The following is a 21,668-nucleotide window of genomic DNA, read 5'->3' on the forward strand; positions in this document are numbered from 1 at the left end:
ACGCGATTGGCACCATCGTGGGGCTGCCCGCCAGGCTGGCCGAGCCGGTCACGGTGGAGCTGCGCGGTGAGGTGATGATGACCGCCGAGCAGTTCGAGCAGGCGTGCCTCAAGCGCCAGGCGCACGACGGCACCACGTTCGCCAACCCGCGCAGCGCCGCCGCCGGCACGCTGCGCGCCCAGGACCGGCCGTACGTGTGCGAGCTGACGTTCTTCGGCTACGGCGCGCTGTCACGCCCCGATGACACCTCCGAGCAGGCCGTGCGGCTGCGCGAGCTGCCGCACAGCGAGGTCATGGCGTGGGTCGCCGCCCAGGGGGCGCAGACCCCCGCCGTCACCGACGTCGGCGGGATCGTCGCCACCACCCTGGAGCGGATCCAGGAGCGGGTCGAGCAGATCGCCGCCAGGCGGGCCGAGCTGCCCTTCGGCATCGACGGCATCGTGATCAAGTGCGACCTCGCCGCCGACCAGGCGCAGGCCGGGTTCAGCTCGCGCGCGCCCCGGTGGGCGATCGCCTACAAGCTGCCCGCCACCGAGAAGATCACCAAACTGCTCGACGTGGAGTGGAACGTCGGCCGCAGCGGCATCATCGCCCCGCGGGCGGTGCTGGAGCCGGTCGTGCTCGACGGCAGCACCGTCACCTACGCCACCCTGCACAACGTCGCCGACATCACCCGCCGGGGCCTGATGCTCGGCGATTCCGTGGTCGTCTACAAGGCCGGCGACGTGATCCCCCGCGTCGAGGCCCCGGTCGTGCACCTGCGCACCGGCGACGAGCGGCCGATCCCGATCCCGCGGGTCTGCCCGTTGTGCGGCGACGAGATCGACGCCTCCCAGGAGCGGTGGCGGTGCGTGCGCGGCCGCGCCTGCCGGACGATCGCCTCCATCGGCTACGCCGCCGGCCGCGACCAGCTCGACATCGAGGGCCTGGCCGAGAGCCGCATCCAGCAGATGCTCGACGCCGGGCTGATCGCCGACTTCGCCGACCTGTTCTCCCTGACCCGCGAGCAGGTGCTGGGCCTGGAGCGGATGGGCGCCACCAGCACCGACAACCTGCTCGCCGCCATCGAGCGGGCCAAGGCCCAGCCGCTCAGCAGGGTGTTCTGCGCGCTGGGCGTGCGCGGCACCGGCCGCTCCATGAGCCGCCGCATCGCCCGGCACTTCGGCAGCATGGACGCCATCCGCACCGCCGACGCCCAGGCGATCGAGGCGGTCGAGGGCCTCGGCCCGAAGAAGGCCCCGGGGGTGGTGGCCGAGCTGGTCGAGCTCGCCGACCTCATCGACAAGCTGGTGGCGGCCGGGGTCACCATGACCGAGCCCGGCTGGAGGCCACCCGCCGCCCCCGGCCCTGACACCGGCACCGGCGTCAAGGCGGACGGCACGTCCGAACTGCCGCTGGCCGGGATGTCCGTCGTGGTCACCGGCTCCATGAGCGGAGTGCTGGAAGCGCTGACCCGCAACCAGATGAACGAGCTGATCGAACGCGCCGGCGGCAAATCCTCCTCCAGCGTCTCGAAGAAGACGAGCCTGCTGGTGGCCGGGGAGAACGCGGGCTCCAAGCGGGCCAAGGCCGAGAGCCTGGGCGTGCGGATCGTCGGCGCGGAGGAGTTCGCCGGCCTCGTCGGCCCGTTCATCTGATCAGGGGCCGGAGGCGGCTCCTCTGATCGACGAGCTCGAATCAGCCGCGTGGCGATCTCTTCGTAGGAGCCTGCCTCTTCGCAGGGGCCTGCGCGAGGTGGACCGGCCGAGACGATGACGGCGGGGTCGCGACGCTGCTCATGATCGGAGCCGTGACCGGCTCGGCGATCGTCACGCGAACCGGATGGTATACTGATCATGCATCCCGGGCGGGCGAACCCCCCGGGATTTTGTGTTCATGTCCTCTCCTCTTCGCGCGATCCTGAGCGCGGCCGTTCCCCTTTTCCTGTCCATGAGTGCCGGGATCATCGCCCAGCTCGTCAGCACCGCCCTGCTCGGACACCGGGCGACGGCGGCGCTGGCCGCCTTCGCGCTCGCCGGCGCCGTCCTCAACCCGGTCACCGCCGCGGTGGCCGCCGGGCTGCGCGGCATGACGCCGTTCGTGGCGCCCCATCGGGAGAACCCGGTCGAGGCGCTGCCGATCCTGCGTGACGCGCGCTGGCTGACCATCGCGCTCGGTACGGCGGGTGCCGGTGTCGTGCTCTGCGTCCCGCTGATCGCGCGGGCGAGCGGGGTACCCGGCGAGGTGACGGCCGAGTTCGGCATGTTGCCGCCGCTCCTGGCGCTGAACGTGCTGCTGCTGTCCGCGGGCGGCGGTGCCAACGCGGCGCTGATCGCGCTGGGCCGCAGCCGGCAGGTGCTCTGGTCGAGCCTGTCGAGCACGGCCGCCGAGGTGGTCCTGCTCGTCGCCCTCGTGCCCCGGCTGGGCGTCCACGGCACCGGCATCGCGCTGGTGGTCTCCACGGCCGTCGCCGTGACGGTCTCGAACGTCTGCCTGCTGCGCGTCCCCGGACTGGCCGGGCAGCCGCTGTGGCCCGGACGCCCCCGGTCACGCGAGATCCTGAGCATGGCCCGGGTGGGCATCCCGCTGTCCGCCACCGTGCTGATCAAGTTCACGGTCCTGGGCAGCCTGACCTACGTCGTCGCGCGGACGGGCGCGCAGGGGGCGGCCGCACACGCGATCCTCAGATCGCTGGCCGAGTTCCTGGCGCTGACCGCGTTCGCCGTCGGCCAGGCGTCGGCGCCGGAGATCGCCAGGGCCACCTCTCCCGCCGCCGCCCGCCTGGTCAACCGGGTGGCGCTGCTGCTCGCGGCCACCGGAGCGGTCGCGGGCGCACTCGTGCTGACCTTCTTCGGCACCTTCGTGATCGGCCTGTTCACCTCGGACGCGGAGGTACTGACCCTGGCCTTCACGCTGGTGCCGCTGCTGGCCCTCTACGCCACCGCGAACAGCTGCGGGATCGCGATGTCCGCCGGCCTGACCGGGCTCAGGCGCCCGGCCTGGGGCCTGGGGTCGGCCGTGGCGGGGTACGGCCTGCTCGCGCTGGCGGCGGCTCCGGTGACGGCGGCCTGGGGGCTGGCCGGCCTGTGGGCGGCGCTGGCCGCCACGGGCGTGCTCATCCTCGTACTGCAGGGCGGCGGTTTCCTCCGGCACAGCGCGCGGGTGGGCGTACCCGCGGAACCCGTGCGGGTGTGAGCTGGGGTGGGGGAGGGGATGCGGTGGCGGGTAGAATGGTGGCACTCCAAGGATCGCGCTCCCCGGAAAGACGTCGCAGTACGGGAGCGCGCCGCGCACGGTGACCGTGTCCGGTGCTGGAAGGGCGGCAGTTGTCATCGCATGCCCTTCTGGAGGTTGGATTCCATGAACGTAGGTCTTGGCCTGCCCATCAGCGATCCTTTGTCGCTGTTTTCCTGGGCCCGGCGTGCCGACGCCGGCCCCTTCACCACCCTCGGCCTGCTCGACCGTCTCGTCTACTCGAACCCCGAGCCCATGATCACGCTGGCGGCCATCGCGGGGGCGACCTCGCGGATCCGCGTACAGACCGAGGTGCTGCTCGGTCCCCTTCGCGAGTCGGTGCTGCTCGCCAAGCAGGCCGTGACCCTGGACCGCATGTCCGGAGGCCGTTTCACCCTCGGCATCGGGATCGGGACGCGCCAGGACGACTACCACGCCGCGGGAGTCGACGTCCGGGGACGCGGGCACCGGCTCGACCGGCAGCTGGCGACGCTGCGGCGCGTCTGGTCCGGTGAGCCCTACAGCGAGGAGGTCGGCCCGATCGGCCCGGCCCCCGTCCGCGAGGGCGGCCCGGAGATCCTGATCGGTGCCTTCGCCCCCGCCGCCGTGGAGCGCGTCGCCCAATGGGGGGACGGGTACCTGTGCGCCGCACCCGCCGGCATGGCCGACGGGCTCATGCGCGACGTCGAGAGGTCCTGGACCCAGGCGGGACGGCACGGGCGGCCTCGCATGGTCGCGCAGGTCAACGTCGCCCTCGGCCCCGAGGACACCGTCAGGGACGCCACGGAGGCGATCACCTCCTACTACGGCTTCCTGGGCGACACCACCCGGGTCGTCGAGAACATGCTCACCACGCCGGAGCGGATCCGCGACGTGATCGGCGCGTTCACGGACCTCGGCGCCGACGAGGTGATGCTCTACTGCTGGGCCCGTGACGCCGACCAGGTCGACCGCCTCGCCGACCTGGTCGTCTGACGGCCACGGCGGACGGCCGGGGGAGGGGCTTTCCGGATCTTCCGCCGGCGCCGCCTCCGGCCGGGTGGATCACCGGGTTCCGGCCTCCGGTGTTCGGCACGGCGACCGAGCCGAGGACGGTCCCGGTGGCAGATCCCGAGCGGTCCTGGACGTGCCCCCGGATCCGGCGGAGGAGACGCGGGCGCCGAAGGCGGTGGCGGCCGCCGTGCTGATCGACGAGTGGCCGAGGGCCGTTCGCGGTTCCCGCGTCGCCGGGGAGTCAGGTGACGGGGATGATCCTCGCCTCGACGAGGCGGCCCTCCTCGACGCGCAGGGTGCCCAGGGTGCCGTGGGGCTGGCGGCGGCGGTCGGTGGGTGATCCGGGGTTGAAGATGCGGAACCCGTCGTCGCCGTGGTCCAGAGGTATGTGGGAGTGCCCGAACACCACCAGGTCGGCCTCGGGAAACCGGCGCCGCATCCGGGCGATCCGCCCCTGGGCCGCGCCGCTGTCGTGGATCATCGCCACGCGAAGCCCGCCCAGATCCAGCTCGAGCGTCTCGGGGGCCACCACGTCCGGCCCGTCGTTGTTGCCCTTGACCGCGCGTACCGGGGCGTAGGCGGCGAGCTCGTCCAGCACCCCGGCGACGCAGACGTCGCCCGCGTGCAGGATCAGGTCCGCGCCCCGCAGGTGCTCGGCCACGGCCGGCGGGCACGACTTCCACCGCCGGGGCGCGTGGGTGTCGGACAGCACCACCACGTTCATGCCTCCATGCTCCCACCGCCGTCGCGGGAAGGCCCCTTTCCCGGGTTTCCCGGGGACGCCAGGCGGCTCGCCCCTCGGGTCGCATGGCGCTCGGCGGGTTCCGGGCCGGGCCGTGCGAGCCCGGCCCGGACGGTCGCGCCGGGGCGAACCGTCCGGGGGCGCGCGTTCCTAGACGGCGCGGGCGACGGCGATCGTCGACCCGCTCCGCTGGCCCGCCTCGTAGAACATGTACTCCACGCCGCCGTCGGTGCCGAAGGAGGGCGCCGCGCTGCGTCCCCTGTCGGGGGCGCCGGCCAGGGGCCGGTGGAAGACGCCGAGGTGGACCTCCCGGTCGAAGGCGTTGCCAACCTCGGTGAGGAACATGTTCCCGCTGTTGCCGTGGTAGACGACGTACGCGGTGCCGTTGCGCTTGAGCAGGTGCGGCCCGGACAGGTCGCTCTGCCCGTCGAGGGCGGGCGACACCAGCGGGGCAGGGTCGAACCGCCAGTCCCCGCCGTCGGACGACCAGCCCCAGAAGATCTTGCGGGAGCCGCCGGTGACGCCCATGAAGAGCATGACGTACCTGTTGCCCAGCCCCGGGACCGCGTGCTCGAAGACCCGGGCGTAGGAGGTCTCCGTCGAGCCGGGGATCATCGCGGTGGTCAGCACCGTGCCGTGGTAGGTGAAGCGCACGCCGTCGGTCGACCAGGCCATCCGGGTGGTGTTGTTCTCGCCGTGGAAGTACATGCGGAACCGCCGGTCGGCGGCGTTCCAGATGACGTGCGGCGACGAGACGTGGCTCACCGAGTAGTGCGGTGACCAGGTGTTGGAGATGATCGGGTTGTTCGGATACTCGGTGAACGGGCCGCCGAGCGAGTCGCCGTAGGCCAGGCAGATGCCGCCGGGCGCGTCGTGCGGGGCGTAGTAGAGGTAGTAGCGCCCCAGCGGGCCGGCGATCTTGTCGTACATGCCCCGGACGCAGGGGAAGATCAGCTCGTTGGTCGGGTTGTAGCGCAGGCTCGCCTTGTCGAACGGCGTGCCGATGTACTGGTACGTGGGGAATCCGGCGGGTCCCAGCGCGGCCGCCGTACCGGCCGGCGCGGACGTCTCCGCGATCGCTGCCGTGGCCGCCCCGGGGAGGGCGAGCCCGAGGCCGCCGGCCACACCGGCGCCGACCGCCGCGCGCAGGAGTCCGCGGCGGTCCAGGAGGGGTTCAGACATTGACCGTCCCTTCGCGACAACTTTCACCGTGAGTGATGGTGAGGACATCTCTCTGATCGCAAAGGTTCGGCCGGACGCGTCTGCTCGTCAAGGTGCTAATACGAATTATCACCGGCTAAATTTCCGTTTCATGATCCAGGTGCTCGACTCTTGACAGGATCCGGTGGCTGATTGCAGGATGACGTCCCAACCTCGCTAATGCGCATTATCAGCAGATCGGACGCTACGGATCGTGACCTCCCCCGGCCGCCGGCTCACCCAGCAGGACATCGCCCGCATCGCGGGGGTGAGCCAGACGACGGTGTCGCTCGTTCTCAACAACCGGACCGACGCCGAGGTCCGCATCGCCCCGGAGACGCGCGAGCGGGTGCTGAGGGTGATCAGGGAGACCGGATACGTGGCCGACCCGATCGCCCGGCGGCTCGCCGAGCGGCGCAACCGCATCCTGGGCGTCTTCACCTACGAGGCGGTCTTCCCGACCGCGAGCGCCGACTTCTACCATCCCTTCCTGCTCGGCATCGAGGAGTGCGCCGAGGAGATGGGCTGTGACCTGCTGCTGTTCACCAGCGCCAGGGCCGCGGGGGAGCGGCGCCGGATCTTCAACGAGGACAGCCGGGTGCGGCTGGCCGACGGCTGCGTGCTCCTCGGGCGCGCCGTCGACCGCGACGACCTGGCCCGGCTGCTGGCGGAGGGCATCCCCTTCGTCTCCATCGGCCGCCGCGACGACGCGGGCGCTCCGGTGCCGTACGTGGGCGCCGACTACTCGCCCGCGGTGCGGGCCCTGGTCGACCGGGCGGCGGGGCTCGGCCACCGGAGGCTGGCCTACGTCGGCACCGGGGCGGGCGCCGAGTCGCCGGCCGACCGCATGCGCGGCTTCCGCGAGGCGGTGGCCGCCGTCGGGGCCGAGGGGTCGCACGTGCCGGTGATCGGCAGGACCCCCGAGGAGATCCTGGGGGAGCTGTCGGCCACCGGGGTGACCGCGGCCTTCGTCGAGGAGCCCGCCGACGCCGTGGCGATCATGCACGCGGCGGGCGAGCGGGGTCTCACGATCCCCGGCGACCTGTCGATCCTCGCGCTGGGCGCGCCGACCAGGCCCGTCCGCGTCGACGTCGACCTCACCGGGTTCCGCATCCCCCGGCAGGAGATGGGCCGCAGGGCCGTCGAGCTGCTGGCGGAGGTGCTGGAGAGCGGCGGGGGGACGCCGCAGGAGCTACTGGCCTGCGAGCTGGTCGAGGGATCCACGCTCGCGCCGGTCCGGAGCTGACCGGCAGTGAGACCACCGAGAGCGCCGCAAGCGGCGAGAGCGCCGGGAACGGCGAGAAGGCAGTGAGAACGACGATGATGGGAGAGACCCCCGACGTGGTGGAGATATCGGCGGACGCGGTGGTCGTCGGCGGAGGGCTGGGCGGCGTCGCCGCCGCCCTGGCGCTGTTGCGGGCCGGGCGCACCGTGATCCTGACCGAGGAGTACGACTGGCTCGGCGGGCAGCTGACCAGCCAGGCCGTGCCGCCCGACGAGCACTCCTGGGTGGAGCGGTTCGGCGTCACGGCCTCCTACCGGGCGCTGCGCGAGGGCATCCGCGGCTACTACCGCGACCACTACCCGCTGACCGGGCGGTCGCGGGCCTGGCGGGAGCTGAACCCGGGCGCCGGGCACGTGAGCCGCCTGTGCCACGAGCCGCGCGTCGCGGTCGCGGTGATCGAGGCCATGCTCGCGCCGTACCGGGGTTCGGGGCGGCTGCGCGTGCTGCAGCCGTACCGACCGGTCGGCGCGGAGGTCGACGGCGACCGGGTGCGGGCCGTGCGCCTGGAGCACCGGAGCGGGGGAGAGGAGGTCACGGCCGTCGCGCCGTACGTGCTGGACGCCACCGAGACGGGCGAGCTGCTGCCGCTGACCGGCACCGAGTACGTGACGGGGTTCGAGTCGCAGGGCGACACCGGGGAGCCGAGCGCGCCCGCCGAGGCCCAGCCGATGAACATGCAGGCCGTCTCGGTGTGCTTCGCGATCGACCACGTCGACGGCGACCACACCATCGACAGGCCCGCCGCCTACGAGTTCTGGAAGAGCTACCAGCCCGGCTTCTGGGGCGACCGGCTGCTGTCCTGGCGCTGCCCGCATCCCAGGACCCTGGAGATCGTGGAACGTTCCTTCACCCCCAACCCGGACGACGACCCGCTGCTGGTGGAGGCCGACCAGCGGCTCAACCCCGGCGACGCGAACCTGTGGACGTTCCGCAGGATCGCCGCGCGGCGCAACTTCGCCGACGGCGCCTACGACAGCGACATCACCCTGGTCAACTGGCCGATGATCGACTACCTGGAGGGCCCGGTCATCGACGTGCCGGACGCCGCCGCGCACGTGGCCGCCGCCCGGGAGCTGTCCCGCTCGGTGCTGTACTGGATGCAGACCGAGGCGCCGCGCGCCGACGGCGGGACCGGTTTTCCCGGCCTGCGCCTGCGCGGCGACGTCACCGGCGGCGGCGAGGGCGGGCTGGCCCAGGCCCCCTACATCCGCGAGTCGCGCCGCGTGCGCGCCCTGTACACCGTGGCCGAGCAGGACCTGTCGCTCGCGGTGCGCGGCGACAAGGGCGCGGTGAGCTACGCCGACTCCGTCGGGGTGGGGATGTACCGCATCGACCTGCACCCCTCCACCGGGGGCGACAACTACATCGACGTGGCGAGCTCTCCGTTCGAGATCCCCCTCGGCGCGCTCGTCCCGCAGCGGATGACCAACCTGCTGCCCGCGTCCAAGAACATCGGCACCACCCACATCACCAACGGGGCCTACCGGCTGCACCCGGTGGAGTGGAACGTCGGCGAGGCCGCGGGCGCCCTCGCGGCCTTCTGCCTGGACAACGCCACCACCCCGCACGCCGTACGCGAGGACGAGGGCCTGCTCGCCGGCTTCCAGCGGCGGCTCACCCGCGACGGCGTCGAGCTGCGCTGGCCGCAGGTGACCGGTTACTGACCGGCCACCGATCGGCCACGACCGGCCACCGATCGGCTACCGACCGGACGAGCGGCACCGGCCGCCGGGCGACCGGTCACCCACCACGACCGCCGGGGGATTCCCAGCAAGGAGATCGGATCATGAAACCATTCGCAAAGCCCGCGGCCGTCGCGCTGGCGGCGCTGCTCACCCTGACGGCATGCGGCGGGGGAGGCGTGGGAGGCGGGGCCACCCCCGCCGCGCAGGGCCCGCAGCCGCTGCGCATGACGATCTGGACCTCCAACGAGGCCCACCTGAAGCTGTTCGACGAGATCGCCGCCGAGTACAGGAAGACCCACCCCGACGTCGGCGAGATCACGTTCGACCCCATCCCTTTCGAGAGCTACACCACCACCCTGACCACCCAGATCGCCGGCGGCAACGCCCCCGACCTGGCCTGGATCCTGGAGAGCTCCGCGCCCGACTTCGTCTCCTCCGGCGCGCTGGCGCCGCTCGACGACACGCTGGCCAAGGCCCAGGGGTACGAGTTCGACGACCTCACCCCGTCGGCGGTCAAGCTCTGGCAGGCCGAGGGCAAGCTGTACGCCTACCCGTTCTCCACCTCGCCGTTCGGCGTGTTCGTCAACACCGACCTGCTCAAGAAGGCGGGCCAGAAGACCCCCGCCGAGATGATCGAGGACGGCACCTGGACCTGGGAGAAGGTCGCCGCCCAGAACGCCGCGGTCGCCTCGAAGACCGGCAAGGCGGGCATGGTCGTCCGCGACTTCGACTACAAGGGCTGGGACAACCTCGCCACGGTGTGGGGCGGCTGGGGCGCCCGCGCCTGGAGCGAGGACGGGAAGACCTGCGGGTTCGACAGCCCCGAGATGGCCGAGGCCATGACGTTCCTGCACAAGTCGATCTTCACCGACAAGGCGTTCCCCGGCCCCGGCACCACGGCCGACTTCTTCGCGGGCGACTCGGCGATGACCATCACCCAGATCTCCCGCGCCTCCCTCCTGCAGGACGCGAAGTTCGGCTGGGACCTCGTCCCGCTGCCCGCCGGGCCCAAGGGCGAGTACTCGGTGATCGGCCAGGCGGGCCTGGGCGTCTTCAAGAAGTCCGCCAACGCGGCGGCGGCCACCGACTTCCTCGCCTTCTTCACCAACCCCGCCAACTCGGCCAAGCTCGCCGCCTACTTCCCGCCGCCCCGGGCCTCCCAGCTCACCGCGGACACCATGGCCAGGAGCAACCCGCTGCTCAAGCCCGGCCAGCTGCAGAAGGTCGTGATCAGCGGCATCGAGAAGGGCGTCGTCAAGCCCAACCACACCGGCCAGGCGGAGCTGTCGCAGACCGTGCGGGCCGCGCTCGACCCGCTCTGGCAGCCCGGCGCCGACGTCAGGGCCGTGCTGGGCGGCGTGTGCGCCAAGATCCAGCCGATGCTGGGTGCGTGACGTGGCCGCGTCACATTCCGGATCCGCGGTGACCGGCCGGGCCGACGCCCGGCCGGCCCCCGGCGGGCGGGCCGCTGAGAGCACGGTGAGCGCGGGGGGCGGCGGCCGGGCTCGCCGGGCTCCAGGGAGCGGCGGGGGCCGCGCGTTCTGGACCGTGCGCCGCCGCGACAACCTGGTCGGGTACCTGCTCGTCGCCCCGCAACTCCTCGGCAGCCTGCTGTTCGTGCTCCTGCCGCTCGGGCTCGTCCTGTGGTACAGCCTCCACGAGTGGAACGTGCTGGCCGGGACCTTCGAGTTCGTCGGCGGGGAGAACTACGACAGGCTGCTCGCCGACCCCAACCTGCGCGAGGTGCTGGGGGGAACCGCCCTGTTCTCCGTCGGCCTGGTCGTGCTCAACCTCGGCCTCGCCCTCGTCCTGGCGATCCTGCTCAACCAGCGGCTGCGCGGGACCACCTTCTTCCGTACGGCGTTCTTCTCGCCCGTGGTGGTCTCGCTGGTCGCCTGGACGATCGTGTGGCAGTTCCTGCTGCAGGACGACGGCGGCCTCAACGGCCTGCTCGCCACCGCCGGGGCCGACGGCCCCAACTGGCTGCGCGGCGAGGGCACGGCGATGCTCTCGGTGGTCGTCGTCCAGGTCCTCAAGAACGTCGGCCTCAACATGGTGCTGTTCCTGGCCGCCCTCCAGGGGGTGCCGGCCCAGCTCTACGAGGCCGCCGAGCTGGACGGCGCCGGGGCCCGGACCCGCTTCCTGCGGATCACCGTCCCCCTGATCAGCCCGACCATCCTGCTCACCTCGATCATCACCGTGGTGGGGTCGCTGCAGGTGTTCGCGCAGATCGCGGTGCTCACCCAGGGCGGCCCCGGCATGTCGACGACCGTCCTCGTCTACTACCTGTACCAGCAGGCTTTCCAGTTCCATCACTTCGGGTACGGCGCGACGCTGTCGGTCCTGCTGTTCGCGATCGTGGCGCTGCTCACCGTCGTGCAGTGGCGGATGCGCAGAAGGTGGGTCTTCAATGAAACGTGAGATACCGGTACGGCGGAAGACGCTCCTTTACGGCCTGCTGTGCGTGTTGTGCGTGCCTTTCGTCTTCCCGACCTGGTGGATGGTCACCTCCTCGCTCAAACCGGTCAGCGAGATCTTCGCCTTCCCGCCGAGACTGCTGCCCGCCGACTGGGACTTCTCGGCTTACGGCCAGGTCTTCCGGCTGCAGCCCTTCGCGGGCCAGTACCTCAACAGCCTCTACATCGCCCTGGTCGTCACGGCCGGCACGATGGCGGTGGCCGCCATGGCCGGGTACGCCTTCGCGCGCATCCGCTTCCCCGGCCAGAACGCCCTGTTCGTCGTCGTGCTGCTCGGGCTGCTCATCCCGAGCGAGGTCACGATCGTCCCGCTGTTCCAGATGTTCCACGGGCTCGGGCTGACCGACACCCACTGGCCGCTGATCCTGGTGCCGATCCTCGGCGCGCCCGGGGTGCTCGCCACCTTCATCATGAGGCAGTTCTTCATCAGCCTGCCCGGGGAGCTGGAGGAGGCCGCCCGGGTGGACGGGCTCGGCCGGTTCGGCACCTTCTACAGGGTCGCGCTGCCGCTGGCCAGGCCCGCGCTCGGCGCCGTCGCGATCTTCACGTTCCTGCACAGCTGGAACCTCTACCTGGAACCCATCGTGTACCTCTCCTCGCCGGAGAGGTTCACCCTCCCGCAGGCGCTGACCCAGTTCGTCGACGCCTACGGCGGGCCGATGTGGAACGTCCAGCTCGCCGCCGCCTCGATGACCGCCCTGCCGGTGCTGGTGGTGTTCGTGCTCGCGCAACGGCAGTTCATCGAGGGCCTGGCCCACACCGGCCTGAAGGGCTGAGAGCCTCCTCCGGCGGCGCGGCGGCGGTCACCCGCCGATCGTGTCGAGCTCCTTGAGGGCGTCGGCGGGCAGCTCGACACCGGCGGGACCGGATCAAACCCGGGGGTCGACGTGGATCTTGGGGCCGGGGCCGGCTCCCGCGGGGCGGGAACCGGAGAGGATCTCGCCCACCTCCTCGAGCCCGACGACGGCCGCCACCAGCGGCCGGGGGTCCACCGAGCCCGAGGCGTAGTGCTCGATCGCCCCCGCCAGGCCGGGCGAGGCGCTCAGGATGCCGATGGCCGTGACGTCCTTGAGCACCAGCACGCGGGTGTCGACGGCGCTGGGGGTCGGCGCCAGGCCGATGTAGACCACCCGCTTGCCCGGCTCCACCAGGTCGACCGCGAGGGAGGGCAGGCCGGGGGCGTTGGAGGCGTCGATGACGGCGTCGAACGGGAGATCGGGAAGCCGGTCCGAGGTCCACGCCCCGTGCACCCCGAGGGTGCGGGCGAACTCCAGCGACGGCTCCGACAGGCCCACGATGTGGACCTCGGCCCCGTGCGCCAGGGCGAATCGGGCGGCGAGCAGGCCGATTGTCCCCGGCCCCAGCACCAGCAGCCGGTCGCCGGGGGCGAGGGCGGCGGCCTCGACGGCCCGCAGCGCGTTGCCGCCCGGCTCGACCATGGCCCCGGCCACCGCGTCGACCGTGTCCGGCAGGACGTGCAGCGCCGTGACCGGCACGGGAAGCCGCTCGGCGAGGGCGCCCGGCCACCCGCCCCGGATGCCGATCTCGAAGCGGTCCTCGCACACGTGCTGCAGCCCGCCCAGGCAGCGGCGGCACCTGCCGCAGCCGAGCATGGTGTCGCCGGTGACGCGGGTGCCGATCCAGCCGTCGTCGACGCCCTCGCCGACGGCGGAGACCGTCCCGCACCACTCGTGGCCAAGCCGCATGGGATAGCGGGCGTTGTCCTCCTCGATGTAGGCCATCTCGCCGCTGAAGAACTCCATGTCGGTGCCGCACACCCCGGCCCGCTCCACGTCGACCACGACCTGCCCGGGACCGGGAACCGGCGGCTCGACGTCCAGCACGGCGAATCGGCGAGGCCCGGTCACGACGAACGCTCTCACGGGTGGAACCTTCCAGACGCCGCCGGGCGAGGCGGGAGGTACAAGAATCGGGTTCCGTAGACTACCGTTCGGCAAATGGGGCTGAGAACGTGACGGCGGACCGGCGTAGTTCGCAGTGGTACGCGGGAACCGACCGCAACGCATACATCCATCGGGCCTGGATGCGGCGAGGGCTGCCCTCGCACGCCTTCGACGGCCGGCCGCACATAGCGATCGCCAACACGGCCTCCGACCTCACCCCGTGCAACTCCCATCTCGACGAGGTGGCCGAGAGCGTCAAGCGGGGCATCTGGGAGGCCGGTGGCGTCCCGATGAACCTGCCGGTCGTATCGCTGGGGGAGACGCTGGTCAGGCCCACCGCGATGCTGTGGCGCAACATGGCCGCGATGGCGACCGAGGAGATGCTGCGGGCCAACCCGATCGACGGCGTGGTGCTGCTGGGCGGCTGCGACAAGACCATCCCGTCCCTGCTGATGGCCGCGGCCTCGGTCGACCTGCCCGCCGTGGTGCTCCCCGGCGGGCCCATGCTCACCGGCACCTTCCGCGGCGTGCAGCTGGGCTGCGGCACGGACGTGTGGAGGCTCAGCGAGGAGGTCCGCGCGGGCACCCTGACCGAGCAGGCGTTCCTGCGCTCGGAGTCGTCGATGATCCGCAGCAGGGGCCACTGCAACACCATGGGCACCGCCTCCACCATGGCCTGCGTCGCCGAGGCGCTCGGCACCACCGTCCCCGGCCTGGCGGGCACGCCCGCCCCCGACAGCCGCCTGCTGGAGGGCGCCCACGAGACCGGGCGGCTCGCCGTCGAGCTCGTCGAGCGGGATCTGCGCCCCAGCGCCCTGCTGACCAGGGGATCCTTCCTCAACGCCATCGTGGCGCTGGCCGCCGTCGGCGGATCCACCAACGCGGTGGTGCACCTGCTGGCCATCGCGGGCCGGCTCGGCGTCGAGCTCTCCCTCGACGACTTCGACCGCACCGGCGCGGGGGTGCCGCTCCTGGTCGACCTGCAACCGGCGGGCCGCCACCTGATGGAGGACCTCCACCGCGCGGGCGGGCTGCTGGCCGTGCTGCGCGAGGTGCGCGACCTGCTGGACCCGGACGCGCTGACGGTGACCGGCAGGCCGCTGGCCGATCATCTGGACGACGCGCGGATCTGGGACGAGAGGGTCATCCGCCCGCGCGGCCAGCCGCTGCAGGAGGCCGCGGGCATCGCCGTCCTGTACGGCGACCTGGCACCGTCCGGGGCCGTCATCAAGCCCGCCGCCGCCTCGCCCGAGCTGATGCGCCACCGGGGCCGAGCCCTGGTCTTCGACAGCATCGAGGACATGCACGCGCGGATCGACGACCCCGACCTCGACGTGGACGCCTCCTCGGTGCTCGTGCTGCGCGGGTGCGGCCCCAAGGGCTACCCGGGGATGCCGGAGGTGGCCAACATGCCCATGCCGGCCAAGCTCCTGGAACGCGGGGTGCGCGACATGGTGCGGATCTGCGACGGCCGGATGAGCGGTACGGCGTACGGCACGGTGGTCCTGCACGTGGCGCCCGAGGCCGCGGCGGGCGGCCCGCTCGGCCTGGTGCGGACCGGCGACCCGATCATCCTGGACGTCGAGGCCAGGCGCCTGGACCTCGACATCCCGCGGGAGGACCTGGCCAGGCGTCACCCCTCGGAGGCCATGCGGGCGGCCTTCGCCGCGCCGTCACGGGGCTGGGAACGCCTCTACGTCGACCACGTGATGCAGGCCCACCGGGGTGCCGACCTCGACTTCCTCGTCGGCTCCAGCGGTGACGCGGTCGCCCGCGAGTCCCACTGAGGCCGCCGGCCCCGTCGGCTCCGCTGACTCCGCCGGCGGAGCCGACGCCGCGTGACGGGCCGGGCGCGCCCGGTGGACGGCGTCCGGCCCGGCCCCCGCGCCGTTCCAGAACCTGTCGATGCCGGCCAGCCGCCGGTAGCGGGAGTAGGCGATCTCGTACGGCTCCCGCTGCGCGCAGGGCGTGAACGGCCGGGGCCTGAACGAGCGGCGGACCACCTCGCGCAGCTCGGTGAGGGAGCCGAGGCGGCCGTCGGCCATCGCCTGGACCAGCAGGTTTCCCACGGCGGTCGCCTCCACCGGACCGGCGAGCACCGGCCGCCCGGCGAAGTCGGCGACGAGCCCGCAGAGCGTGGCGCTGGCGGCCCCGCCCCCCACGAGGTGCACGGCCTCCACCCGCCGGTCGCTGAGGAACTCGGCCTGCTCCAGGGCCCACCGGTAGGAGCACGCGAGGCTCTCCAGGACGCAGCGCACCGTCTGCGCGCGGCCGTCGGGCGGCGCCTGGCCGGTCGACCGGCAGTAGGCCGCGATCCTGGCCGGCATGTCACCCGGTTCGAGGAACCACGGGTGGCCGGGGTCGATCAGGGGGCCGAACGCGGGCGCCGCGGCTGCCTCGGCGACCAGATCCGCGTACGAGACGCGCACCCCCCAGGCCCTGCGGCACTCCTGGAGCAGCATCAGGCCGTTGAGGGCGCGGGTGAAGCGCACGGTCCCCATGACACCGCCCTCGTTGGTGAAGCCCGCCAGCCTGGCCGCCCGGCTGGTGACCGGCGCGTCGAGCTCCAGCCCCGCCAGCGAGCGGGGGCCGCAGGAGATGTGGCCGACCGAGCCGGAGGAGACGGGAAGCGCCGCGGCCGCGGAGGCGGCGTCGTGGCCGGCCACCGCGACGACCACGGTCGCGCCGGGACCTCTCCCGTTCCGGCTGATCCGGCCGCCCCCGCCGCTCCCGCTCTCGCCGCGCAGCGGCCCGGCGACCGTGCCGGGCTCGGCGAGCCGGGGGGCGAACAGGTGGCCGGGCAGGCCCAGGCGGGTGATGAGGCTGTCCGCCCACCGGCCGGTCCTGGCGTCCAGCAGCTGGCTGGTGCTCGCGACCGTCCGCTCGGCGAGCATCTCGCCGCTCAGCCAGAGCGTGAACAGGTCCGGCATCATCGCCAGGTGGTCGGCCGCCTCGAGGAGCGGGGACCCGGCGTGCGCCAGCAGCTGGCAGGCCGTGGTGCCGGGTCCGGGGCGCACGCCGGTCAGCTCGTAGTGGTCCTGCCAGGAGACGAGACCCGTCAGGCCGGAGGTGTAGGGGTCGAGGTGGTGGCGGGGGTTGGCCAGCAGCCGCCCGGTGCGGTCGAGGAGCGCGAAGTCGCCGCCCCAGGCGGTCACGCCCACGCTGGTGAGGCGGCCGCGGGAGGCGGCCAGCGCGATGCCCCCGCGGGCCTGGGTGAGAAGTCCGAGCACGTCCCAGTACAGGCCGTCGAGAACGCGGACGGGACGGTTGGCGAAGCGGTGCACTTCCCGCACCGCGAGCCGTTCACCATCGAATTCGCCGGTCAATACCCGGCCGCTCTCAGGTCCGAGATCCACGGCCACGTAGACGGGCACGGTCCAAGGGTAACCGGAAAGACTTTCCTGATACGGGGGATATATCAGAAATGGTGGGTGAAACTATCGGTGGATTCGCCTTTCTCTCCGGGATCGGCCACGCGGGCCTTTCCCGCGGCCCTTTCACGATGGCTTCTCCCGCTTCACCCGCGCGGGACGTACATGATCAGAGCGACCCCCGCCAGGCACACGCCCGCGCCGATCAGGTCCCACCGGTCGGGACGGAAACCGTCGGCCAGCATCCCCCACAGCAGGGATCCGGCGATGAACACCCCGCCGTAGGCGGCCAGGACCCGGCCGAAGTTCGCGTCGGGCTGGAACGCGGCGACGAACCCGTACGCCCCCAGCGCGACGACCCCCGCGGCGATCCACAGCAGCCCCCGCTGCTCGCGGACCCCCTGCCAGACCAGCCAGGCGCCGCCGATCTCGGCGACGGCCGCCAGCGCGAACAACAGCAGTGAACGGGCGATCGTCATGTTCGGAAAATAGCGTCCCCCCGCGACCCGGGCGCGCCCGGGTCGCGGGGGGACGTGCCGGGCCGCGTGACGGCACCGGTCCCGCGTGTCACGGTCCCGGGGCGAGTGGCGGCACCGCCCCCGCGGTGCCGTCACCCGCCCCCGGCCTGGCCTGCTCCCGTGCGGCCAGGTGACCTCCTCTACAGCTCGCAGTTCTCCTCGGTCTCTCCGTTGCAGGTGTCGACGTCGGGCCCGCCGTCGGTGGTGTCGTTGCCACCGTTGCCGGTCAGGACGTCGTTGCCGGTGCCGCCGACGAGGATGTCGCGGCCGGAACCGCCGGAAAGGCGGTCGAGACCGGCCGAGCCGAAGATTTCGGTGAACAGGGAGGTGTTGTTGCGCACGGTGTCGTCGCCGGACCTGACGTTGACCATGATGGTCGAGACCCCGGAGCAGGAGACCGTGCTGGGCCCCTGCTGGGTGCATCCGGCGCCCGCGGTCACCGAGTGCAGGCTGGAGGTCACGTTGATCTTGCCGTTGAACAGGTTGATGTCGATGCTGTCGTTCCCGGTCGTGCCCACGACGGACATGTTCCCGAACGATCCCACCGTCACGGTGGCCCCGGCCGCGTGGGCGGGGGACGCGAGGACGGCGGTGGTCGCCAGCCCGGCCAGCGTCAGTGCCAGGGCGGTGATGTTGCGACGCTTACGCGACATGTCGGTGATGCCTCTCTGATCTGTGAACTGCTGACGCCCTTTATGTAAGCGGCCATTCGGGCGGCCGTCTGCGTCATAGTGCTCACACGGTTTCCCGTACGGGGTCGCGGTGCCCGGATGGACTTCCAAAACAGCTACAAAGGCTGGCAATTCACGCAATTCCCCAGGTTGATTGGCAAAAGGCTCGCCGGATTGCGGGCCGAGGTGGCAGGGAGCCCGGGGAATGGCATCCGGTGGAACGGCCGCTCGGATTCCGCGCGGCGTGCCGCGAACGGGGAGTTCCCGGCCATGTCACGCCCCGCCGGGTGCCGGGAAGGTTAAAACGTGGCAACGGATCGCGGCTCGGCTGCCGGGCCGCGGGCCCGGCGGGGCTGCCCGGGGGAGCCGGGCCGCCGGAGGCGGAGGTCGTGTAACGCTAAGGAAACGGCACATTCATGTGCCATTGACACCCGGCGAAGCTTGGTTCTACTGTCCAGCTCAACTGGTTAAATCGTTTTTTCATAGGAGTCCGACCACCCCACTTCCTGAGGAAGCGCTCATGTTCACTGTTTCGCGAAGGTCCGTTCCCGCCGCGATGGTGGCCGGTCTGCCGTCGATCGCGCTCGCGGCCTGCGGCGGCGGCACCACCAAGGACTCGGCGGGTTCCGCCGCCCCGGCGGCCCCCGCGTCCTCCGCCCCGGCGAAGGCCGGCAAGCTCGGCGAGCGGACGATCGGCAAGGACGGGGAGATCGTCCTCGGCCCGCCGTTCACCTTCGACGCCTCCGACATCGACCAGTTCGACTTCTGACGTCCCGGAGCGGCCCGTGCCCCGAGGGACGCGGGCCGCGCCCAAGAAAGGCCAGCCCATGCAGCGTGTCTGCTTCCTGCTGAAGGTACGGCCGGAGCGCCTGGCGGAGTACCGCGAGCGCCACCGCGCCGTGTGGCCGGAGATGCTCGACGCCCTGAGCGCGACCGGCTGGCACAACTACTCGCTCTTCCTGCGCCAGGACGGGCTGCTGGTCGGCTACCTGGAGACCGAGGACTTCGAGGCCGCCCGCGAGGCCATGGCCGCGACCGAGGTCAACGCCCGGTGGCAGGCCGAGATGGCGCCGTTCTTCGAGAGCCTCGACGGCCGCCCCGACGAGGGCATGGTCGCGCTCGAGGAAGTCTTCCACCTCAACTGATCGGGGACCGATTCATGATCAAGGATTCACTGCGGGCGCAGGTCATCGAGACCCCGTCGTGGGCATACGGCAACTCGGGCACGCGGTTCAAGGTGTTCGCGCAGCGGGGGGTGCCGAGGGACCCGTTCGAGAAGCTCGCGGACGCCGCGCAGGTGCACGCGTTCACCGGGGTGGCGCCGCGGGTGGCGCTGCACATCCCGTGGGACCGGGTCGACGACTACGCCGCGCTGGCCGCGCACGCGTCGCGACTGGGGGTGCGGATCGGGGCGATCAACTCCAACGTGTTCCAGGACGACGACTACATGCTGGGCAGCGTGACCCACCCGGACGCGCGGGTGCGGGCCAAGGCCCTCGCGCACCTGCTGGACTGCGTGGACGTCATGGACGCCACCGGTTCCGACACGCTGAAGCTGTGGTTCTCCGACGGGATCAACTACCCCGGCCAGGACGACATCCGCGCCCGCCAGGACCGGCTGGCCGAGGCGCTGGGCCGGGTGTACGAGCGGCTGGGCGAGAACCAGCGCTTCCTGCTGGAGTACAAGCTGTTCGAGCCCGCGTTCTACGCCACCGACGTGCCCGACTGGGGGACGGCGTACGCGCACTGCCTGAAGCTGGGCCCCAAGGCGCAGGTGGTGGTCGACACCGGCCACCACGCGCCGGGCACCAACATCGAGTTCATCGTGGCGTTCCTGCTGCGCGAGGGCAAGCTGGGCGGCTTCGACTTCAACTCCCGCTTCTACGCCGACGACGACCTGATGGCGGGGGCGGCCGACCCGTTCCAGCTGTTCCGCATCATGGTCGAGGTGATCGGCGGGGGCGGGTTCACCGAGGACGTCGCGTTCATGCTGGACCAGTGCCACAACATCGAGCCGAAGATCGCCGGGCAGATCCGGTCGGTGATGAACGTGCAGGAGGCCACGGCCAAGGCGCTGCTGGTGGACCGGGAGGCGCTGGCGAAGGCGCAGTCGGCCGGGGACGTGCTCGGGGCCAACGCGGTCGTCATGGACGCCTACAACACCGACGTGCGGCCCCTGCTGGCCGAGGTGCGCGCCGAGCTGGGCCTGGACCCCGACCCGATGGCGGCGTACGCCAGGTCGGGCTACTTCGAGAAGATCGCCGCCGACCGGGTCGGCGGCGCCCAGGCGGGCTGGGGCGCCTGACGGTCGCCGACCTGATCGGCGCCGACGTCATCGAGGTGGGGCCGTAGAGGGGGCGCGCAGCGGGTCGAGGCGGCGGATCAGCTCGATCGCCGCCTCGATGATCCGCTCCGCCTCCACCTCGCCGTCGCAGGTCGCCACCTCGCGGCCAGCCTCGCCGATGACCGACGTCAGGACGGCGACCGTCAGGCGGTCGAGGGAGGTGCCGCCCGCGCCGAGCAGGACACCGTTCTGCCGTACCCACTCGCGACCGCGCGTGCGGCGCATCAGCTCGAACCCCGGGGGCCCGCCCCCGTCCATGAACAGCCGGGCCAGATCCCGCCGTTCCCACGACCCCTCGAGGAAGGCGCGGGCGCCGGCGACGAACAGTTCCAGGGGATCGTGGGTGCCCGACTGGCGGGCCTTCGACACCGCGGAGGCCGCGTTCTTCTCGTGCTCGGCCTGGTGGTTCTCCCACAGCGCGAGGAACAGCTCGGTCTTGCCGCCGAAGTGGTGGTAGAGGCTACCGATGCTCAGACCGGCGCGCTCGACGACGTCGGCCACCCCGGCGTCGGCGAAACCGTGCTCGGTGAAGACCTCCCTGGCGGCACTGAGCATGCTCGTACGAGTCTGCGCCGTGCGGCTCCACTCCCAGGCGCCTGGCTTGCGTGTCATGTGCCTCTCCGCTGTCCGCCGGACGGAAAGGCTCCGGAACCCGTCCTGTCCGATGATGGTTCCGTGTTCAGGCGGGGCTGGGAATCCCGTTGCCGCGGAATCCGCGTCCGGCCAGCACGTCGTCGAGGGAGGGGACGGGTACGGAGTCGCGCGGACCCGGCTGCGCGAGCTGGATCAGCACGCCGTGGGCCTCCTTGGGGTGCAGGAACACCTCACGCCACCTCGGGTCGCCCAGGTTGAGGCCGTGCAGGCGGTAGCCGCGCTCGGTGAGCAGGGAGACCGCCAGGTCGATGTCGCCCACGTGGAAGTTGAGGTGGTGCACGCCGCCCCGGCCGCGCGTCAGCTCGAAGAAGCTGTCGAAGAAGGTGGAGCCCTCGAGCGGCTCCATCAGCTCGATCTTGCCGCCACCCGGGTAGGTGAGCTGCATGGCCCGGTAACCGCCGAGCTGGTTGTCGCCGCCACGGTGGAAGGTCCCGCCCAGCAGGTCACGGTAGACCGGCAGGAGATCCCTGATCCGCGGTGCCGCGACGGCGGTGTGGTCGAAGACGGCGCCGAGTTCCCGAAGTGCCCCGAGCTCCGGTGAGACGTCGTGCACGTGGGCTCCTCGCGGTCGGGGCCGGGAGACCGGCCAATCCTAGAATCGCATTCTAATG

Annotated in this window: 20 protein-coding genes; 12 read left to right on the top strand and 8 right to left on the bottom strand. The window is 71.9% G+C overall.

The features are described 5' to 3' along the window. The 3 genes from ligA to ACTOQ2_RS38665 all read left to right on the top strand — a co-directional run. The coding region (gene ligA, locus ACTOQ2_RS38655; protein ID WP_440106148.1) for an NAD-dependent DNA ligase LigA at window positions 1-1,637 on the top strand (1,637 nt) is incomplete at its 5' end. 238 nt (window positions 1,638-1,875) lie between these two features. Further along, entirely contained in the window at window positions 1,876-3,174 is a 1,299-nt protein-coding gene (locus ACTOQ2_RS38660; RefSeq protein WP_440106150.1) for an MATE family efflux transporter, read from the top strand. Between the two features lie 165 nt (window positions 3,175-3,339). After that, window positions 3,340-4,188, top strand: coding sequence for an LLM class flavin-dependent oxidoreductase (locus ACTOQ2_RS38665; RefSeq protein WP_440106152.1), 849 nt, complete (start codon window positions 3,340-3,342; stop codon window positions 4,186-4,188). Window positions 4,189-4,447: 259 nt separating this feature from the next. Here the strand turns inward: ACTOQ2_RS38665 and ACTOQ2_RS38670 are convergent, their stop codons facing one another. Both ACTOQ2_RS38670 and ACTOQ2_RS38675 read right to left on the bottom strand, forming a co-directional pair. Next, window positions 4,448-4,930 carry a metallophosphoesterase family protein gene (locus ACTOQ2_RS38670; RefSeq protein WP_440106154.1) on the bottom strand — a complete coding sequence of 161 codons (483 nt, stop codon included), beginning with the start codon at window positions 4,928-4,930 and terminating at the stop codon, window positions 4,448-4,450. A gap of 168 nt (window positions 4,931-5,098) precedes the next feature. Beyond that, complete coding sequence (locus ACTOQ2_RS38675) at window positions 5,099-6,130, bottom strand: hypothetical protein (protein WP_440106156.1); 1,032 nt, start codon at window positions 6,128-6,130, stop codon at window positions 5,099-5,101. Window positions 6,131-6,362: 232 nt separating this feature from the next. On the opposite strand from ACTOQ2_RS38675, the gene ACTOQ2_RS38680 reads away from it, so the two are divergent. The 5 genes from ACTOQ2_RS38680 to ACTOQ2_RS38700 all read left to right on the top strand — a co-directional run bounded on the left by ACTOQ2_RS38680 (window position 6,363) and on the right by ACTOQ2_RS38700 (window position 12,371). Beyond that, window positions 6,363-7,394: a LacI family DNA-binding transcriptional regulator gene (locus tag ACTOQ2_RS38680; protein ID WP_440106158.1), complete on the top strand. Its 1,032-nt coding sequence runs from the start codon at window positions 6,363-6,365 to the stop codon at window positions 7,392-7,394. Between the two features lie 62 nt (window positions 7,395-7,456). After that, window positions 7,457-9,097, top strand: a complete 1,641-nt coding sequence (locus ACTOQ2_RS38685; RefSeq protein WP_440106160.1) for an FAD-dependent oxidoreductase — start codon at window positions 7,457-7,459, stop codon at window positions 9,095-9,097. 122 nt (window positions 9,098-9,219) lie between these two features. Continuing rightward, entirely contained in the window at window positions 9,220-10,512 is a 1,293-nt protein-coding gene (locus tag ACTOQ2_RS38690; RefSeq protein ID WP_440106162.1) for an ABC transporter substrate-binding protein, read from the top strand. A gap of 1 nt (window position 10,513) precedes the next feature. After that, window positions 10,514-11,539 carry a carbohydrate ABC transporter permease gene (locus ACTOQ2_RS38695; RefSeq protein WP_440106164.1) on the top strand — a complete coding sequence of 342 codons (1,026 nt, stop codon included), beginning with the start codon at window positions 10,514-10,516 and terminating at the stop codon, window positions 11,537-11,539. Next, window positions 11,529-12,371: a carbohydrate ABC transporter permease gene (locus tag ACTOQ2_RS38700; protein WP_440106166.1), complete on the top strand. Its 843-nt coding sequence runs from the start codon at window positions 11,529-11,531 to the stop codon at window positions 12,369-12,371. Before ACTOQ2_RS38695 ends, ACTOQ2_RS38700 begins: the two co-directional genes overlap by 11 nt. A gap of 93 nt (window positions 12,372-12,464) precedes the next feature. On the opposite strand, the gene ACTOQ2_RS38705 is transcribed toward ACTOQ2_RS38700, so the two are convergent. After that, window positions 12,465-13,478, bottom strand: a complete 1,014-nt coding sequence (locus ACTOQ2_RS38705; protein WP_440106168.1) for a zinc-dependent alcohol dehydrogenase — start codon at window positions 13,476-13,478, stop codon at window positions 12,465-12,467. A gap of 89 nt (window positions 13,479-13,567) precedes the next feature. Between ACTOQ2_RS38705 and ACTOQ2_RS38710 the strand changes: the two genes are divergently transcribed. Continuing rightward, window positions 13,568-15,286 (top strand): IlvD/Edd family dehydratase, encoded by a 1,719-nt coding sequence (locus ACTOQ2_RS38710; protein WP_440106171.1) that lies wholly within the window; start codon window positions 13,568-13,570, stop codon window positions 15,284-15,286. On the opposite strand, the gene ACTOQ2_RS38715 is transcribed toward ACTOQ2_RS38710, so the two are convergent. The 3 genes from ACTOQ2_RS38715 to ACTOQ2_RS38725 form a co-directional block, all read right to left on the bottom strand. Further along, window positions 15,173-16,873: a rhamnulokinase gene (locus tag ACTOQ2_RS38715; RefSeq protein WP_440106173.1), complete on the bottom strand. Its 1,701-nt coding sequence runs from the start codon at window positions 16,871-16,873 to the stop codon at window positions 15,173-15,175. The genes ACTOQ2_RS38710 and ACTOQ2_RS38715 overlap by 114 nt on opposite strands. 143 nt (window positions 16,874-17,016) lie before the next feature. Next, the gene (locus ACTOQ2_RS38720; RefSeq protein ID WP_362694554.1) at window positions 17,017-17,349 is read right to left on the bottom strand and encodes a YnfA family protein; all 333 of its coding nucleotides are present in this window, start codon (window positions 17,347-17,349) and stop codon (window positions 17,017-17,019) included. 179 nt (window positions 17,350-17,528) lie between these two features. Further along, window positions 17,529-18,041 carry a hypothetical protein gene (locus ACTOQ2_RS38725; RefSeq protein ID WP_440106176.1) on the bottom strand — a complete coding sequence of 171 codons (513 nt, stop codon included), beginning with the start codon at window positions 18,039-18,041 and terminating at the stop codon, window positions 17,529-17,531. Window positions 18,042-18,579: 538 nt separating this feature from the next. On the opposite strand from ACTOQ2_RS38725, the gene ACTOQ2_RS38730 reads away from it, so the two are divergent. The 3 genes from ACTOQ2_RS38730 to rhaI are packed head-to-tail and all read left to right on the top strand — an operon-like array spanning window position 18,580 to window position 20,364. Then, entirely contained in the window at window positions 18,580-18,828 is a 249-nt protein-coding gene (locus tag ACTOQ2_RS38730; RefSeq protein ID WP_440106178.1) for a hypothetical protein, read from the top strand. 58 nt (window positions 18,829-18,886) lie between these two features. Beyond that, on the top strand, window positions 18,887-19,204 hold the full coding sequence (locus ACTOQ2_RS38735; RefSeq protein WP_440070755.1) for an L-rhamnose mutarotase: 318 nt from the start codon (window positions 18,887-18,889) through the stop codon (window positions 19,202-19,204). A 14-nt stretch (window positions 19,205-19,218) separates the two neighbouring features. Next, complete coding sequence (gene rhaI, locus ACTOQ2_RS38740) at window positions 19,219-20,364, top strand: L-rhamnose isomerase (RefSeq protein ID WP_440106180.1); 1,146 nt, start codon at window positions 19,219-19,221, stop codon at window positions 20,362-20,364. A gap of 27 nt (window positions 20,365-20,391) precedes the next feature. Here rhaI and ACTOQ2_RS38745 read toward each other — a convergent pair whose 3' ends face one another. Together ACTOQ2_RS38745 and ACTOQ2_RS38750 are read right to left on the bottom strand one after the other, a co-directional pair. After that, window positions 20,392-21,015, bottom strand: a complete 624-nt coding sequence (locus tag ACTOQ2_RS38745; RefSeq protein WP_440106182.1) for a TetR/AcrR family transcriptional regulator — start codon at window positions 21,013-21,015, stop codon at window positions 20,392-20,394. A 67-nt stretch (window positions 21,016-21,082) separates the two neighbouring features. Further along, the gene (locus ACTOQ2_RS38750) at window positions 21,083-21,610 is read right to left on the bottom strand and encodes a VOC family protein (RefSeq protein WP_440106184.1); all 528 of its coding nucleotides are present in this window, start codon (window positions 21,608-21,610) and stop codon (window positions 21,083-21,085) included. Window positions 21,611-21,668 lie beyond the last annotated feature (58 nt).

It is taken from the genome of Streptosporangium sp. H16, from assembly GCF_051918855.1.
Lineage (GTDB): Bacteria > Actinomycetota > Actinomycetes > Streptosporangiales > Streptosporangiaceae > Streptosporangium.

Excerpts from the sequence above, each read along its gene's own strand:
- ACTOQ2_RS38745 (WP_440106182.1), bottom strand. The coding sequence starts at position 21,015 with ATGACACGCAAGCCAGGCGCCTGGGAGTGGAGCCGCACGGCGCAGACT.
- ACTOQ2_RS38675 (WP_440106156.1), bottom strand. The coding sequence starts at position 6,130 with ATGTCTGAACCCCTCCTGGACCGCCGCGGACTCCTGCGCGCGGCGGTC.
- ACTOQ2_RS38735 (WP_440070755.1), top strand. The coding sequence starts at position 18,887 with ATGCAGCGTGTCTGCTTCCTGCTGAAGGTACGGCCGGAGCGCCTGGCG.
- ACTOQ2_RS38670 (WP_440106154.1), bottom strand. The coding sequence starts at position 4,930 with ATGAACGTGGTGGTGCTGTCCGACACCCACGCGCCCCGGCGGTGGAAG.
- ACTOQ2_RS38660 (WP_440106150.1), top strand. The coding sequence starts at position 1,876 with ATGTCCTCTCCTCTTCGCGCGATCCTGAGCGCGGCCGTTCCCCTTTTC.
- rhaI (WP_440106180.1), top strand. The coding sequence starts at position 19,219 with ATGATCAAGGATTCACTGCGGGCGCAGGTCATCGAGACCCCGTCGTGG.
- ACTOQ2_RS38725 (WP_440106176.1), bottom strand. The coding sequence starts at position 18,041 with ATGTCGCGTAAGCGTCGCAACATCACCGCCCTGGCACTGACGCTGGCC.
- ACTOQ2_RS38665 (WP_440106152.1), top strand. The coding sequence starts at position 3,340 with ATGAACGTAGGTCTTGGCCTGCCCATCAGCGATCCTTTGTCGCTGTTT.
- ACTOQ2_RS38690 (WP_440106162.1), top strand. The coding sequence starts at position 9,220 with ATGAAACCATTCGCAAAGCCCGCGGCCGTCGCGCTGGCGGCGCTGCTC.
- ACTOQ2_RS38700 (WP_440106166.1), top strand. The coding sequence starts at position 11,529 with ATGAAACGTGAGATACCGGTACGGCGGAAGACGCTCCTTTACGGCCTG.
- ACTOQ2_RS38730 (WP_440106178.1), top strand. The coding sequence starts at position 18,580 with ATGTTCACTGTTTCGCGAAGGTCCGTTCCCGCCGCGATGGTGGCCGGT.
- ACTOQ2_RS38720 (WP_362694554.1), bottom strand. The coding sequence starts at position 17,349 with ATGACGATCGCCCGTTCACTGCTGTTGTTCGCGCTGGCGGCCGTCGCC.